Genomic DNA, 15,264 nt, shown 5'->3' on the forward strand with positions numbered 1-15,264 from the left:
TAAAAAGAAACGATGACAAGGTCAAGCTATATTTATATTTGAAGACAAAAAAAGTGCAAAAAACCAGTAATTGATTTCCTGCACCAGAGCTTATATTAAGTTATTCCAGGCCATTCAGCCAGCTGATGCCGAGTGTATGCCCTCCTGCGTGGACGCCAATAGTGGCTCCTAAGGAATAGCACCCAAATTCAATTCCCGTAAATTCTTCCTGAAGTTCCTTCTTCCATAGCTCGGCTTCTTCCGGATGCAAACCGTACAGAATGAATACTTCTTTCAGCGGGTTTCTCTCGTGAGCACTCCTCAGAAGCTTCACAATCTTATCTTTTGCCTTTCTCTCGCTCCTGGCCTTCTCCCTGACACTTAATTCTCCATCATGTACTGAGATAATCGGCTTTACATTAAGCATGCTTCCCAGGAAAAATTGAACTCCGGACATCCTGCCGCTTCGATGAAGCTGTTCAAGACTGCCGATGAGGACATATGTTTCGCCCGTATCGCGAAGCGTCTTAAGCTCGCTGATAATGTCTTTACTATCCAATCCCGCCTCTGCCAATTCCATCCCCTTAAGGATTAATCTTGTTAAAGGATATGATAATATCTTGGAGTCCAGGCTGTATACCGGAATGTCAACCAGCTGGGCTGCCTGTTCACTGGAAGAAACAGTACCGCTAAGCTTTGCCGATACGAGCACAGCGATGATACAGTCATAATCCTTCTGCAGATTTTCGTATAAATCCCTGAAAGCGCCGATGGATGGCTGGGAAGTTTTAGCCGGGGTATCCAGAGTTTTTAATCTCGCATAAAGTTCTTCAGGTGATAAATCAACACCATCCGTATACTCTCTGCCATCCATAATGATAGTCATTGGGATCTGGTACAGGTCAGGGTGGTTTCTTAACTCATTATTTAAAAAAGCCGTGCTGTCTGTTACCCATGCAACTTTAACCACTAAAGACGCCCCCTTTTAAGATATTTATACGTATATGTATGTAAATAAGACTATTTGAAGGGCTGGAATTGAAAGATTTCTCTCCCAGCCCCTGGTTCTATGGCAGAAAAGGCTTGATTTTAGGAAAAACCTTTATAGCGGTATTATAGAAAACATTCTCATGATGCTCTTCAGGTATGAGCTCTTTTATAAATTCGATATAAGGGCCCACAGGCGCAAGCGGCCAATCGGTTCCAAAAAGCAATTTTTCGTAAGAATCTGCAAACACTAAAGCATGCCTAAGATGATCCAAAAATCTTCCTTCACTGTGTTTCTTCAATTCTTTTTCTGTTCCAACAATAAGGCCTGAAAGATCGGCATAGACATTCGGATTTTTGTATATGATTTCAGCTCCGGTAAGCGTCCACGGATCTCCAAAATGAGCCATCATGAAATTGATATTCCGGTGCTTAACTGCAACCTCGTCAATAGCCAGGGGATGAGAATACTTAAGCAATCCCCTTTCGGAATAAGTATCCCCTGTATGAAATACAACAGGAACTCCATATTTTTCAGCGAGTGCATACACAGGTTCGTATACTTCATCGTAGGCGTAGAAAGGATAATACCCCAGGTAAATCTTAATGCCCACAACAGCAGGCTTTTGCAGATCTTCTTCGAGCCTTTCTAATGCCTCTTCATTGAGATCATATGGATTGATGCCGGCACAGTAAACAATATTAGCCGGGACCTTGACTTCCAAGTCAATCCCCATCGGTGTTCTTGCTTCATAATCAGGAAAGCCCATATTATCTGTTTCTGTAAGTCCCATTGCGATGCTCAGAACTACATTGGCATTTTGAAACTCCTTCTGGTGCCCATCATATGAATAATCTACAAATGAGAGTTCCTCGGCAGTATGATGAAATGATTTTATATCAGAAAAATGAATATGTGCATCTATTACTTTCATAATTTCTCCTTTAACGGAATTCCAGATAATGCAGTTTATTAAGTAATCGGGCATCGAAGCTTCTTTCATCAAATGTGATAAATCCCGGTTTGGCCAACGGGCACGCCTTCCTTTCGGAAATAACTTCGAAGGCTTCTTTATTCATATATGCCCCCAGGAATTCAGTATCTTTGCTTTTCATTACATACATTTTTTCAGGAGAGAGGGAGCTGCTGATACGGGATCCATCAATATTAACAAATGATTGTTCCTCGACTCCTGCCTGGTAGGCTGATTCAGCACCTTTGTCACTTAGTGTAAGTGTAAGATCCTTTAATGACCCTCCGGATAAAAATATATCTGTGATCCATTTTTCGTTTAACAGATACTTCCCGCCTGCATTGATCACTTTTACCCAATGAGCAAGGATTGGCACTCCCGGCAATAACGCGAAATACTGTGTATACTCAAGACCTTTCCAGGTGGAGTGCTGGACTGCTTTCGTATGAATGGCCAATACAGACCATTCATTTTCATACGAATCTTTAACATTGAGAAATTCAGCAGAAGATTTCTCCTTCAATAGCGAAAACACACTCATTTGCGATGGAGCAGTTTTCATGCCGCCAGCCCACGGATTCCACCATCCCCTGGCAACCGGTTCAGGAAAAGAGGGATATACAGTGATCCCGTATCCTCTTTATATTCCGATAGCCCGCAATAGCCTGCAACCTCTTCACCATCAAGGGCTAAGTATAAAGTAATATTGCCGTTATTCTCTTCCTTCGTTTTCACTTGCTCTTCAGTCATTACACTGGTATCTCCGCCCCAGCTGTCTCTGCTTAAGTTCCACATTTTTGCGATTCCTGCAGCTAAGTCCTCATGATACTCTGCAATGATTAATTTGTCTGTACCTTGAATCATTCCTTTGTCCTCCTGACTAGGTTACGTCTTGTCTACCCTTCTCCAAATCTTTTTTCGCAATGATTACCTTAATCATTTGCCTCTCCTCCTTTTGATCGTATTCGGAATGTTTTTCCATTCCTTCTTAATCGTATTATCAGAGCATTGGATTGTAAATATAATTTTGAATTTTCCGTAAAAATTCTATATAAAAAACGCCTTGCTTTTACTGGCAAGGCGAGTTTGTGTTAAAATTGAATTTTTCTCAAAGCATCCATAGAAGCAGTCATATAAGCAATCATTTCATTCAGGTCATCTATCTGCTCTTCCTGGACGAGGCGGTTAAAAGAAATGATGGTTTCGGTTTCGGCCAGCCCCTGCCTATTTTCAGTGCTGTATTTCACAGTCTGTTCGATATTCCGTCCGCTGCCCCACCTTAGCCGCAGGACTTCTCGGATTTCCTGAAATTTTTTGTGATCATGCTGATGTTTAATTGTAAAATTCACCGAAATCCGGCATCCGGCCAGGATTTTAGATTTCCCTTGAGGCAATAGCTCAGCTGCAAGATTATCAAGTCCCGCTTCCATTATAAAGGTACAGAGAATCTCAGCCATGCCTTCAGCAAGATCTGTGAAAGTAATGTCATATCTGCGGCACATTTTCGCTGTGTTTATAATATCATTCCGGTCAACTATTCTTATTTCTCCGCTCAGATCCCGGTCATAGAATCCGCCTTCCATTACAACCTTCATATTTTCAAAGGCCGTTGGATCAAACATGGTTATCCCCCTTAAAATAGGCCGACTGCATTTCCATCTTCATCTACATCCATGTTCATGGCTGAAGGGGCTTTAGGCAAGCCCGGCATAGTCATCACATCACCGGTGAGTGCTACAATGAATCCTGCACCAATGGATGGCTTCAGTTCACGGATTGTAACGGTAAAATCAGATGGCCTTCCCAGTTTTGAAGGATCATCAGATAAAGAATATTGTGTTTTAGCCATACAAACCGGCAGGACACCCCAGCCAAAGCTTTCAAAGTCATTAATCTGCTTTTTGGCTTTGGTTGAGTATTCAACATTATCTGCGCCATAAACCTTCTGAGCCACTGTTAGAATTTTTTCTTCAAGAGGCAGTGATAAATCATACAGATGATTGAACTTCGCTGCGTTTTGGTCCAAAATTTCCAGCAGCTTCTCTGCCAGCTCAATTCCGCCCTGGCCGCCTTTTTCCCAAACCTCTGTCAGGGCTACTGGCATGCCTGCCTCACTGCAAAGATCTGTAAGGGTTGCAATTTCATTCTCGCTATCGGAAATAAACCGGTTAATAGCCACTACATACGGTAGCCCGAAGCTTTCAACTGTTTCAACATGCTTTTTTAAGTTTGCAAAACCTCTAGTGAGTGCTTCAGTATCTTCCATGCCCAATTCAGCCTTTGACAAGCCTCCATGCATTTTTAAAGCACGGATTGTAGCTACAATAACCACTGCTTCAGGGTCAATGCCTTCGTTTCTGGCTTTAATATTCAGAAACTTTTCAGCGCCAAGATCTGCGCCAAAACCCGCTTCTGTCACTACATAATCAGCGAGTTTGGATGCAGCGGAAGTTGCAATCACACTGTTGCAGCCATGAGCGATATTGGCAAACGGGCCGCCATGAACCAATGCCGGTGTATGTTCTATAGTCTGGACCAGATTAGGTTTGACTGCTTCTTTAAGCAGGAGAGTAAGAGCGCCTTCCACTCCAAGATCGCTCACTGTTACGGGCTGTTTATCATAATTGTAGGCTATAACCATTTTCCCCAGTCTTTCCTTCAGGTTCTGCAGATCGGATGCAAGGCATAAAACGGCCATAATTTCTGAAGCCACAGTAATATCAAAGCCATCCTCCCTTGGGACACCTTGTAACGGCCCTCCCAGGCCAATCACGATTTTTCTCAATGCACGGTCGTTCAAATCCAGAGCACGCTTCCAGACAATTCTTCTCTGGTCGATATTCAACAGATTTCCCTGCTGGAGGTGATTATCAATCAGGGCAGCCAAGGCATTATTGGCTGTTGTAATTGCGTGAAGATCGCCGGTAAAATGCAGATTGATGTCTTCCATCGGCAGAACTTGTGAATATCCCCCGCCTGTTGCACCGCCTTTAATTCCCATTGTCGGCCCCAGGGAAGGTTCCCGCATTGCGACCATAGCCTTTTTGCCAAGTCTGTTAAAAGCATCGGCAAGTCCGACTGTTACTGTGGACTTCCCTTCGCCCGCTGGTGTGGGATTAATGGAAGTGACTAGAATTATTTTACCGCTGTCATTCGTACTTAATTTCTTTAAAGCTGCTGCGGATATTTTTGCTTTATACTTGCCAAATAGCTCCAGATCATCCTCAATGAGCCCTAGTTTTTCAGCTATTTCCGTAATGGGCTTCATTTCTGATGCCTGAGCAATTTCAATGTCTGATTTCACGATCGGTTTCACATTCATTTTTGTCCCCCCGGAATCCAATATGTATAAGTTACTTACAGCTATATTGTACCATCACTGAAACGAAATATTATCAATTACTTTTGATATTTTCGCATTTTCACACAGTAAAGCATTGATACAATTTTGAATCGTCTTTATAATAAGTTTAATTGAATTTTGTACAGGGAGATGATCACTTGCCAATAAAAATTCCTAAGCTGCTTCCTGCCAGGGAGATCTTAGAGGAAGAAAATATATTTATCATGGATGAGGACCGTGCCAAACAGCAGGATATCCGCCCATTAAATATCCTCATCCTGAATTTGATGCCTGAGAAAGAAAAAACGGAAGCCCATCTTTTAAGACTTCTTGGAAATACGCCCTTACAGGTTAACATCTCATTCTTAAAAACTGCCACTCATCAATCAAAAAATACCAGTCCCCTGCATCTCGAACAATTCTACACTACGTTTGAGCAGGTTCAAAAAAGAAAATTTGACGGGATGATTATAACAGGTGCTCCTGTAGAGCTTCTTGACTTTAAAGAAGTTGACTATTGGGAGGAGCTAACTGTAATAATGGAGTGGACAAAAACAAATGTTACCTCCACTCTGCATATATGCTGGGGAGCACAGGCAGCGTTGTTCTATCACTTTGGGATCGGAAAATATGAGCTGCCTGAGAAATGCTCCGGTGTTTATCTTCATGAAGTTCATGACAGAAGCGAAAAATTGCTGAGGGGCTTTGACGATATCTATTATGCTCCGCATTCACGAAATACCGATGTTTATAAAGAGCAGCTGCTGAATCACCCGGAAGTGAAGCTTCTGTCTTCTTCTGAGGAGGCGGGTCCTTTCATCATGAGCGCAAACGGCGGCAGACAAATCATGGTAACTGGCCATCTGGAATATGAAGCAGGCACACTCGCAGAAGAATATACAAGAGACAAAAGCAGAGGTCTTCAGGTTCCAGTGCCAAAACACTATTTTCCGAATGATGATACCCGCAGAAGACCCCTTAATATATGGCGGTCACATGCCCATTTAATGTTTTCCAACTGGCTGAACTACTATGTATACCAGGAGACTCCTTACGAGTGGGATTAATCATGCAGTGAGCGGAATAATTTAATATGCAGCTAAAAGCAGGAACAGCCGGTTTTTTGCAGGGTTTCGCCTCTCAAAACCGGCTTTTTCATTTTATAAAATTTAAATATCTTCAAGCGGCTGGTAAGCGGAAGTGCTTCCGTTATTCATTATGATTGCTGGGCATAATACACTTCTTCGAATGGCTGAACCACTACAAATCCGCTGCCTGAGAACTTCATTTGGATCGACTCCCCGCTCCCTCTTCCAAGAAACGTTTTAAAGGAGATATCTGTTACGAATTCCGGCTGCAGTGACCCTGACCATGCAACTGTCGCATTTGGATCGGTATATACGGGATTATCAGGAGTAACTAAAAGTGTCAGGGGCTCATAGTGAGAAGTAATAGCAACCATTCCCGTCCCTTCTAAACGGACATTGAACAAGCCGCCTGCAAGCATGCCTGCCATCCTTTTCATTAATTTAATATCCCAGCTGATGGAAGGCTCGAAAGCAAGGAGATCATTCCCATTTACAAAGATGGAATCCCCCTCAAGATTCAGGATTGAAATCTTTTTCCCCTGGTCTGCAAGGTACAGCTTTCCGTTGCCTGTTGCTTTCATTAATGCTGTGCCTTCTCCAGTAAGTGCCTTTTTGAACATCTTTCCTAAGCCGTGCTCGAGAATGCCTTCGCGCTCAAACTTTATCTGGCCGCGGTAGGAAACCATCCCGCCTGCTTTAGCCCAAACCTGGCTGGTTAAATTAATTTCGAGCATCCTTGTTGTTTCCAGTTCAAACAGCCCTTCACCTTTATCCTGCTGTTTCGTCTGTTTTACAAACTCTTCAATTGAATATCTGCTCATTCTCTTTTCATCCTTTCATTTCCCTGTTTTCAAGCATAAAGACCCACATAAAAGATAATGATTGCTTTAACTCATCAGTCAGCGATCCTTTTGAAAGCTGCTCTGATGCTTTTTTATAAACACCCAGTTCATCAATCTTCACCCATCCGTTTTCATTTGCAAGCTGTTCAAATTCCCATGGCATCATGGTATTGCAGATAACTTTTTCCTTATAAAGCCTGCGGTAGCTGTTAGCCCGGGGTGCGGCTGTGGGGCCAAGAATCCCTATACACGCTCTTCCTCCCGGCTTAACTATTCGCTGAATTTCCTGTAAAACATTCAGCGGGTTTTCAGTCCATTCCAAGGAATTAATGGCAAGAATCGAATCAAACGCATTTTCCTCAAGTGAAAGATTAGAAATGTCTTCTTTCTTAAACACCGCATCAGTTTCAGCGTTTAATTTTTCAGCTTTATGTATCATCTCTTCTGAGACATCAATCCCAGTAACTCTATAGCCAGCCAAAGCAAGCTTGTATGAACCGTAACCATCTCCGCAACCAAGATCACAAACAGCAGATCCTTTTTTGACATGCTTTTCGAAGAAGGAGATGATATCCTTTCGGCTTCCTTCCTCCCACATTGCCCTGCTCTTTGCATTCCATGATTCCGAATTATTATCCCAAAGCTTCTCTGCTTCTGCAGACCAATTAAAAGTACTCATTTTATCCCTCCGTTTATGAATACGATTGTTCAATAAAAAAGTTCCCAATATTTTAAATTCGCTAAGATTCTCAAAAATACCTCTGATTATAAAATGTTAAAAACGTCAACAATATTAATAGAAAATGTATAAGGAGAGTTTTGTATGAACGGCGAGCAGCTGACAGCAGTCTACCGCAACAATAATGGTGAAATAATTTCCTTCCAGACTTCCGGAGGACGGATTATTTCTTATCGCAAAGCACTAATGGAGGCTGAGAACGGTGTAATTGAGGGTATCCATATTGATGAAAACGAAGACGGCTCTATGCAGCTGAATCCTTCCGATGCGTCATCTTTTGATGACTTTCCAAGCCTCTATTAATATTGCGAAACATGAAAAAACCTGACTTATAGCAGTCAGGTTTTTACTGTTCTTCTTCATTTTTACGCTGAATTTCCCTCAGCACTCCGATGCGGCTGTCATCCTCTTCAAAAAATTGAACCAGGTCGCCAACCCGGTCGATGGCATCCCAGCTCAGGTGATGTTCGATGCCTTCCACATCTTCATAAATGTTTTCTTCTTTGACTCCAATAATACGCAGGAGCTGTTCTAAAAGTTCATGCCGATATACAAGCCTCTTGCCGATTTTTTTCCCTTTTGGCGTTAATATGAGCCCGCGGTATTTTTCATAAACAAGATACTCATCTTTATCTAACTTCTGAACCATTTTTGTCACAGAAGATGGATGCACAGAAAGAGCTTCAGCAATATCAGAAACCCTCGCATATCCTTTATCTTCAATTAACATATATATTTGTTCAATGTAATCTTCCATACTCGGTGTTGGCATTACGCAACCTCCTGCCAATTAGAAAAGCTCAGAGCGCCTGCCTTTCGGCGACATGCTAGGACCTCGAGCCGATGGCGCTCGGAGCTAGACAACTATTTTAGAAAAGCGCAGAGCGCATGTTCACTTTATTTCTTTCTTAAATAAATATTAGACTTTAACGATTTTACTACAGTTGGAAAATGGAGACAAGGAAATATACTGCATCAGGCATATTCAGGCCTTTTGCGGAAAGAGAAATTTAACTCTGTTTTCCTGTCGGTCCCAGGATAATTTAGCAGAAAATGTTTTATCTTTTCCTTTGCTTGTAAATCCTTCGACTAGTTCTGTTTCTCCATCCTTTAATAGCTGTTTGAGCAGTTTTTGAGTTATTGTCTTGCCCATAATGCTTTGGGAAATAGTGAAAGTGCATTTGGTTTTATTATAATTGGAGCAGCCATAAAAGCTTCCTTTATCCACAACTTTACCATCACACAGCATGCATTTGCCCAGATTGGCTGACCTTTTTTGTTTGAATTTCCCAGGGATGAATCCCTCTTTGTCTTCTTCTGAGAATGCCCACTTTCCAGAATGTTCAATGGAGGCAGAGATCAAATGGCCTACCATTTTATTGGTCTGCTCCATGAATTGTTTCGGGGATGCCTGCCCATCTGAAATGTCCTTCAGCCGCTGTTCCCACTTGGCAGTCATTTCAGGGGAAGCAAGTATCTCTGTTCCTATCGCTTCTATAAGGATTTTTGCTTTTGAGTTTGCATATACAAGATTCTTCTTTATATCAATGTATTTGCGCTCCTTCAGCATGGTAATGATTCCCGCTCTTGTGGCTTCCGTTCCCAGGCCTTCTGTTTTCATTAGAACCTTTTCGAGTTCCTTATCCTCGATCTGCTTCCCGGCCGATTTCATGAGTGTAATCAGCTGGCCTTCGGTATACCTTTTGGGCGGCTGGGTTTTGCTTTCTTTTACATCGGCCTTTAACACTGTTCCTTGGTCGCCAGCCTGCAATAAAGGCAGAATCGGTTCCTTTTCCTTCTCCTGCTGCGGAATCACTTTTCTCCAGCCCTCTTCAAGCTGTACTTTTCCCTTGGATAGGAACAATGCCCTTCCGTCAACCAGGGTTTTTATAGTTGTATATTCTGATACAGCTTTTCCATAATGGGCAGCTATTAAGCTCCTTACGATCAGATCATAGAGAATTTTTTCATCCAAAGATAATCTTCCCAGGTCCGGCACCTGTTCCGTCGGTATGATGGCATAGTGATCTGTCACCTTTTTGTCATTCACAAACCGTTTATTATGCAATATGGAGCTTATAGGCAGAGGGAAGAATTCCTTATACTCCTCTTTTGCTTCCATTTTTCTGAGGATTTCCGGAAACATTTCCGCTTCTCCTTCTGTTACATGCCTGGAGTCTGAACGGGGATATGATACGATTCCTTTTTGATAAAGCTTCTGCAGTACATCAAGTGTTTTTTTAGGCGGGAACTTGAACCTGCGGTTGGCTTCCGCCTGCAATGCCGAAAGATTATAAAGCATCGGCGGCAAGAATTCTTTTTTTTCAGCTTGCACATCTTCTACCTGTGCCTCTTTATCTCTGCAAAATTCCGCAATTTTTTCGGCAAGCTCTTTGGTTTTAATTCTGGTCTCACCATCTTTTTCCCACTTGCCGGTATATTTTTTCCCGTCCACTTTAAACTGTGCATTTACCTCCCAGAAAGGTTCGGAAACAAAATTCTGAATTTCCTGTTCTCTCTTTACAATTAAAGCAAGAGTTGGGGTCTGAACCCTTCCTACTGAAAAAACATCCGAGAAACCTTTCTGCTGCAGAAGAAGACTGTATAAACGCGAAGCATTCATCCCAACGACCCAGTCGGCACATGCTCTCGTATAGGCTTCATAATATAAATTCCTTGTGTCACTTTCATCCAGCAGGGCAAGGAACCCTTCCTTTATGGCCTTTGGAGTCAAAGAAGAGATCCAGAGCCTTTTCATAGGCACTCTTGATCCGGTAAGCCTTAGAATGTTCCGGATGATAAGCTCTCCTTCTCTCCCTGCATCGCCCGCATGGATAATTTCTGTTAAATCAGGATTAGAAGCAAGCTGTTTGATTATATTAAATTGCTTTGCTTTATCCTTTGTCACTTCATATTGAAATTGCTCCGGAATGATCGGCAATGTGTCCAATGACCATTTTTTCCAGTCCTTTTTGTATTTTTCAGGGGCAGACAGCTGGCATAGGTGGCCTATAGCCCAGGTAACATGAGCCCCCTGGGGGAATATATCATTTGGAATGATCTCAATATATCCCTGGTGTTTCTTCATTTTAAAAATAGAAGCCAGCGTCATACCCTGATCGGGCTTTTCCGCGATTATCAGTTTCATACTTTAGCTCCCTTTGTTGTAATACAAAATATAGACATCTATTTTAATATTAACCTAAAAATTTAGCAAAAGGAGTTAAAATACCTTTATAGTTATGAAATTTTTAAAACAATCGTGTTCCGCTAAGTAAATAAAAAGAAGAACCCCTGACAGGATTCTCCTCCGTTACTTATCTTTTTAGTATAAAGCTAGTTTGTGCGGGTACTTCAATTGTTTTTGACTTAAATATCTTTAGAGTTCTAATCCCAGCTTGTTTTCCGTCTGCAAGCAAATGCCAAGGGCCCTTGCCCGGAAGTGATATTTTAGCTGGTTCTGTATTCGCATTATGGATTACAACGATCTCTTTCGCCCTATCTTTCAGGCCTTTTGCATCCAGTCTGTAGGCCACCGTATTATCCGGGGCATCAATGAAATGAAGCTTTGATTGAATATCCTCAGCTGTTGTCATTCTAAAGGATTTATAATGCTTTCTGAGCTTAATCAGGCCTTTAAAATAGTCTACTTCCCCGCTGAATTCAGTTCGGCGGTCCCAATCTAACTGATTTATACTGTCAGGGGATTTATAGCTGTTGTGATCCCCATACTTTGTCCGCATGAATTCCTGGCCAGCATGAACAAAGCTGACTCCTTGGGATGTCAGTATGATGGTAGAAGCCAATTTATGCATTTTCTTTTTGGATTCTTCCGCTGCATCTGGATTGGTCAGTTCAAGCTTATCCCAAAGAGTGTGGTTATCATGTGCCTCAGCATACGTAACCGCCTGTTCAGGATCTTTGTAAGTGGCCATTGCATCCGGATAATCCAATCCAGCTGCAATTCCTTGCTGTACAAAGCTTTCCATGCCTTGTTTGCCATTTACAAAACCCTTATCCAGTTCATTAAACACACTGCCTTTTAATCCATCCCGGATGCCATCATTGAAATGGCCAATGCCAGGCATATCTTCGGCATTTTTCTGATTGGCCTTCTTTTCAGCTGCCAGTGGAGTGTTTAAATCCCAGCCCTCACCAATGATAATGATAGTAGGATCAATAGTATCCAATGCCTTCCTTACTTTATTCATTGTTTCAGTGTCATGAATGCCCATCAGATCGAAGCGGAATCCATCAAGATTATATTCCTCAGCCCAATAGGCAACAGAGTCGACAATAAATTTTTGTACCATTTTTCTTTCTGAAGCTGTATCATTGCCGACGCCTGTGCCATTGGCAAGTGTTCCATCTTCGTAATAGCGGAAATAGTAGCCTGGAACAAGCTTGTGGAAACTGGATTCATTTACTGCAAACACATGATTATAGACAACATCCATTACAACCCGCAGCTGCTCATCATGGTATGCCTGAATCATTGTCTTCAATTCTGTAATTCTTGCCGCCGGATCATAAGGATCAGTAGAATACGATCCTTCCGGCACATTATAGTTTTTAGGATCATAGCCCCAATTATATTGCGGCTCGTTCAGTTTTGTTTCATCAACTGTGCGGTAGTCATAAATCGGAAGGAACTGAACATGTGTGACTCCAAGATCTTTTATATGATTTAAACCTGTTTTTTCTCCTTTAGAATTTAAAGTGCTTTTCTCAGCAGCCCCAAGGAACTTTCCCTTATGCTTAATGCCGCTGTCCTCATGAATTGAAAGGTCACGTACATGAACTTCATAAATGATGGAGTCCTCTGGATTTTTTAATTTCGGCTTCTGTGTATTCCATTTTTTAGGGTCGGTTGAATCCAGGTCCATCACAACGCCCCTGTCTCCATTTACTGTTACAGCCCGGACATAGGGATCAGTCGCTTCTGTCCATTCCCCTCCAATTTTGACTTTATAATTGTAAATCAAACCATTTTGATTACCTTTTAGAACAGTTGTCCAGGTTCCTTTTTCGCCTCTTTTAAGAGGAAGCTCTTCAGCGGACTGATCTTCCCAGCTGTCATAAAGCACTAAGGATGCTTCACTTGCAGTAGGAGCCCAAAGCCTGAAGGAGGTGTGATTTTTCGTATACTGATTTCCAAGCTTCCCATCATAATAGAAAGCATCATCAAATTCCTTTGATCTGATAATATCCCCAATCTTCACCTCTGCCTCTCCAAATGAAACTGCAGAGATTTTATATGATTGCCTGAAATCCAGTTTATCTTCTGTTATCACTCTTACTTTATTTGTAAAATCGTGTTGCTCGTCCCCGTCATAAGGGACAACTTCTTTAATATCGGCATTGTCAATATTAATTATGGATTTCCAATCCCTCCACTGGAAAGGAAAATTGGTTTCAAGCGTAATCTGATTAAAAGTATCCATAGAAGCATTCACTATTTTTGGATCTTTTTCGATATAAGCTGGATTGTAATAAATTCTTTCTGTTCCCTGAACAATCCATATTTCTGCATTCCCATTTTCATCGAACTTTGTAATAAAGCGATCACCAAATTCCTTACCGGCCCAATCATTACCTTCCATGCTCTTCCTGACTATAAATCCGGCCTTTTTCATACCTTCCGTATTTTCAAGCTCAAATTCAGCAACTTTCCCAAAATCATCTTCTGCTGTAAAATTAACTCTTTTCCCGTCCTTGCCTTCTGGCCATGTCCATAAATTCCAGCCTTCATAATTTCCGTCATATCGAAAGTAGTGGAGTTTTACCTTCACCCGTTCAAATGCAGGAAAGTCTCTGTACTCGCCATCAGGCGGTGATGTATATGTATGTTCATCTCCTGCTTTCACCCATACCTCATCATTGCCGCTCTTTACATTGATGAATCGGTCCCCTCCATCTTTCTCCCAGCTGTCAGTGCGGACAATAAAACCCACTTCATCATGGATTCCCGGGAGTACAATCTCTGCAGTGAGTCCGAATTCGTCTTCACCAGTGAATTCAAAAGCCTGACCCTCGCCATCCTTAGGCCATACCCACAAATTCCAATCCTTCATTTCGCCCTCTTCAGGCTGATAATGGATGGTGACTGCTGTAGTCTGACCGACTCCTTGTGTTGTATTTTCGGCCGATGCAATCGTTTGCATAAATGGGGATAAAAAATTTGATGCCGCCAATATGATAGCTGCGGCCAGAAAAATAAACTGTTTAAACCCTTTCAACCTAAGCCCTCCTTTATAAATTGTTTAAAGATTCCTGCAATTATATATTAATCCAAATGAGAAAGCGTTTGTATAAGGCGGAAGACTCTGTGATTTTTTACCTATTAAACCTGTTCACAAAAAAATCGGCATTTGCCGATCATTCTTTATGATAGCGCTTTATCGTAAGGTTCTTTTGAATGTACCATTTATCTTCTGTAACAATGTTTGAGACGGTCAATATCATAGATGGTATTTTCTCGACACTAAAAACGATAATGCCTAATTGGTCATTCATAATGATAAAAGACTCTCCATGCGAATATTGCGGGAGATCCTTGCCAACCTGCAGAATGGAGCTTATAATGGCCTGCTTCTCTTCCGCTTCAATTTGGATGTTGGGTGAAAACCTCAAAATCCAATCCTGATCCTCAATCGAAAACCTGTACATTTTCCTCACCCTTTACCAACAAGATAATTAATAATTCATATGAGAAAAACGATAATTTATGTTATCAGATCACAGCAGAAATTTTGTATTTTCCTCCCCAGCGCACAAAAGTAAAAATATTTAAAATATTTTAATGTTTTTTGTAAAAAAGGTGTTCAATTCCTTGACTGAAAGTGCCCATTCGTGTATATTATAATCATCATTTAACAGAATATATTTCCGTTATTAGCTAAAAATATCTGCTTTATGTTTTGTTAGGTGGTAATATTCATCTAAGGCACCTGTTGTGTCTTGAAAGGCTTAGGAGGAAAATTAAACATGCAAAACGGTAAAGTAAAATGGTTCAACAATGAAAAAGGTTTCGGTTTTATCGAAGTTGAAGGCGGAGACGATGTATTCGTACACTTCACAGCTATCCAAGGTGACGGTTTCAAATCTTTAGAAGAAGGCCAGGAAGTTTCTTTTGAAATCGTTGAAGGAAACCGCGGACCTCAAGCTGCAAACGTTGTAAAACTATAATTCAAATATAACGATAAAAAGGCTGGTATCTGCCAGCCTTTTATTTTTGTCCTGAATTTATCGCAGTCTAACGGGCAGTAAGACCCCCACTTTAAAACTCAGAAGAATCAATTGGATAGCAGGG

The 15,264-nt window shown here is 41.5% G+C and carries 15 protein-coding genes; 3 read left to right on the forward strand and 12 right to left on the reverse strand.

The genetic code is table 11. From position 1 onward, the window contains the following. Window positions 1–100 precede the first annotated feature (100 nt). The 6 genes from BFI01S_RS18340 to BFI01S_RS18365 all read right to left on the reverse strand — a co-directional run bounded on the left by BFI01S_RS18340 (window position 101) and on the right by BFI01S_RS18365 (window position 5,262). The gene (locus tag BFI01S_RS18340; RefSeq protein WP_061793895.1) at window positions 101–949 is read right to left on the reverse strand and encodes a DegV family protein; all 849 of its coding nucleotides are present in this window, start codon (window positions 947–949) and stop codon (window positions 101–103) included. Between the two features lie 97 nt (window positions 950–1,046). Continuing rightward, entirely contained in the window at window positions 1,047–1,901 is an 855-nt protein-coding gene (locus BFI01S_RS18345) for an amidohydrolase family protein (protein ID WP_061793896.1), read from the reverse strand. Window positions 1,902–1,911: 10 nt separating this feature from the next. Further along, on the reverse strand, window positions 1,912–2,502 hold the full coding sequence (locus BFI01S_RS18350; protein WP_061793897.1) for a hypothetical protein: 591 nt from the start codon (window positions 2,500–2,502) through the stop codon (window positions 1,912–1,914). Further along, window positions 2,499–2,804 carry a hypothetical protein gene (locus tag BFI01S_RS24125; protein WP_061793898.1) on the reverse strand — a complete coding sequence of 102 codons (306 nt, stop codon included), beginning with the start codon at window positions 2,802–2,804 and terminating at the stop codon, window positions 2,499–2,501. Before BFI01S_RS24125 ends, BFI01S_RS18350 begins: the two co-directional genes overlap by 4 nt. 227 nt (window positions 2,805–3,031) lie before the next feature. Then, complete coding sequence (locus tag BFI01S_RS18360; protein ID WP_061793899.1) at window positions 3,032–3,562, reverse strand: hypothetical protein; 531 nt, start codon at window positions 3,560–3,562, stop codon at window positions 3,032–3,034. 11 nt (window positions 3,563–3,573) lie between these two features. Then, a complete protein-coding gene (locus tag BFI01S_RS18365) occupies window positions 3,574–5,262 on the reverse strand; it encodes a formate--tetrahydrofolate ligase (protein ID WP_061793900.1) in 1,689 nt (562 codons plus the stop codon). Window positions 5,263–5,441: 179 nt separating this feature from the next. On the opposite strand from BFI01S_RS18365, the gene metA reads away from it, so the two are divergent. Next, window positions 5,442–6,350 (forward strand): homoserine O-acetyltransferase MetA, encoded by a 909-nt coding sequence (gene metA, locus BFI01S_RS18370; RefSeq protein ID WP_061793901.1) that lies wholly within the window; start codon window positions 5,442–5,444, stop codon window positions 6,348–6,350. 149 nt (window positions 6,351–6,499) lie between these two features. On the opposite strand, the gene BFI01S_RS18375 is transcribed toward metA, so the two are convergent. After that, entirely contained in the window at window positions 6,500–7,192 is a 693-nt protein-coding gene (locus BFI01S_RS18375; RefSeq protein WP_061793902.1) for an AIM24 family protein, read from the reverse strand. A 7-nt stretch (window positions 7,193–7,199) separates the two neighbouring features. Next, window positions 7,200–7,892 carry a class I SAM-dependent methyltransferase gene (locus BFI01S_RS18380; RefSeq protein WP_061793903.1) on the reverse strand — a complete coding sequence of 231 codons (693 nt, stop codon included), beginning with the start codon at window positions 7,890–7,892 and terminating at the stop codon, window positions 7,200–7,202. A 144-nt stretch (window positions 7,893–8,036) separates the two neighbouring features. Between BFI01S_RS18380 and BFI01S_RS18385 the strand changes: the two genes are divergently transcribed. After that, window positions 8,037–8,255: a DUF3892 domain-containing protein gene (locus tag BFI01S_RS18385; protein WP_061793904.1), complete on the forward strand. Its 219-nt coding sequence runs from the start codon at window positions 8,037–8,039 to the stop codon at window positions 8,253–8,255. Between the two features lie 43 nt (window positions 8,256–8,298). Here BFI01S_RS18385 and mntR read toward each other — a convergent pair whose 3' ends face one another. From mntR to BFI01S_RS18405, 4 genes are all read right to left on the reverse strand, one after another. Then, window positions 8,299–8,724, reverse strand: coding sequence for a transcriptional regulator MntR (gene mntR, locus BFI01S_RS18390; RefSeq protein WP_048009428.1), 426 nt, complete (start codon window positions 8,722–8,724; stop codon window positions 8,299–8,301). A 213-nt stretch (window positions 8,725–8,937) separates the two neighbouring features. Then, window positions 8,938–11,100, reverse strand: a complete 2,163-nt coding sequence (locus tag BFI01S_RS18395) for a DNA topoisomerase III (RefSeq protein WP_061793905.1) — start codon at window positions 11,098–11,100, stop codon at window positions 8,938–8,940. Between the two features lie 169 nt (window positions 11,101–11,269). After that, the gene (gene pulA / locus BFI01S_RS18400; protein ID WP_302675432.1) at window positions 11,270–14,191 is read right to left on the reverse strand and encodes a type I pullulanase; all 2,922 of its coding nucleotides are present in this window, start codon (window positions 14,189–14,191) and stop codon (window positions 11,270–11,272) included. 139 nt (window positions 14,192–14,330) lie between these two features. Further along, window positions 14,331–14,621, reverse strand: coding sequence for a hypothetical protein (locus BFI01S_RS18405; RefSeq protein WP_048009432.1), 291 nt, complete (start codon window positions 14,619–14,621; stop codon window positions 14,331–14,333). A 318-nt stretch (window positions 14,622–14,939) separates the two neighbouring features. On the opposite strand from BFI01S_RS18405, the gene cspD reads away from it, so the two are divergent. Beyond that, the gene (cspD, locus tag BFI01S_RS18410) at window positions 14,940–15,140 is read left to right on the forward strand and encodes a cold-shock protein CspD (protein WP_009791749.1); all 201 of its coding nucleotides are present in this window, start codon (window positions 14,940–14,942) and stop codon (window positions 15,138–15,140) included. Window positions 15,141–15,264: the final 124 nt, after the last annotated feature.

The sequence above is a fragment of the Cytobacillus firmus NBRC 15306 genome (genome assembly GCF_001591465.1).
In the GTDB taxonomy this organism is placed as follows: domain Bacteria; phylum Bacillota; class Bacilli; order Bacillales; family Cytobacillaceae; genus Cytobacillus; species Cytobacillus firmus.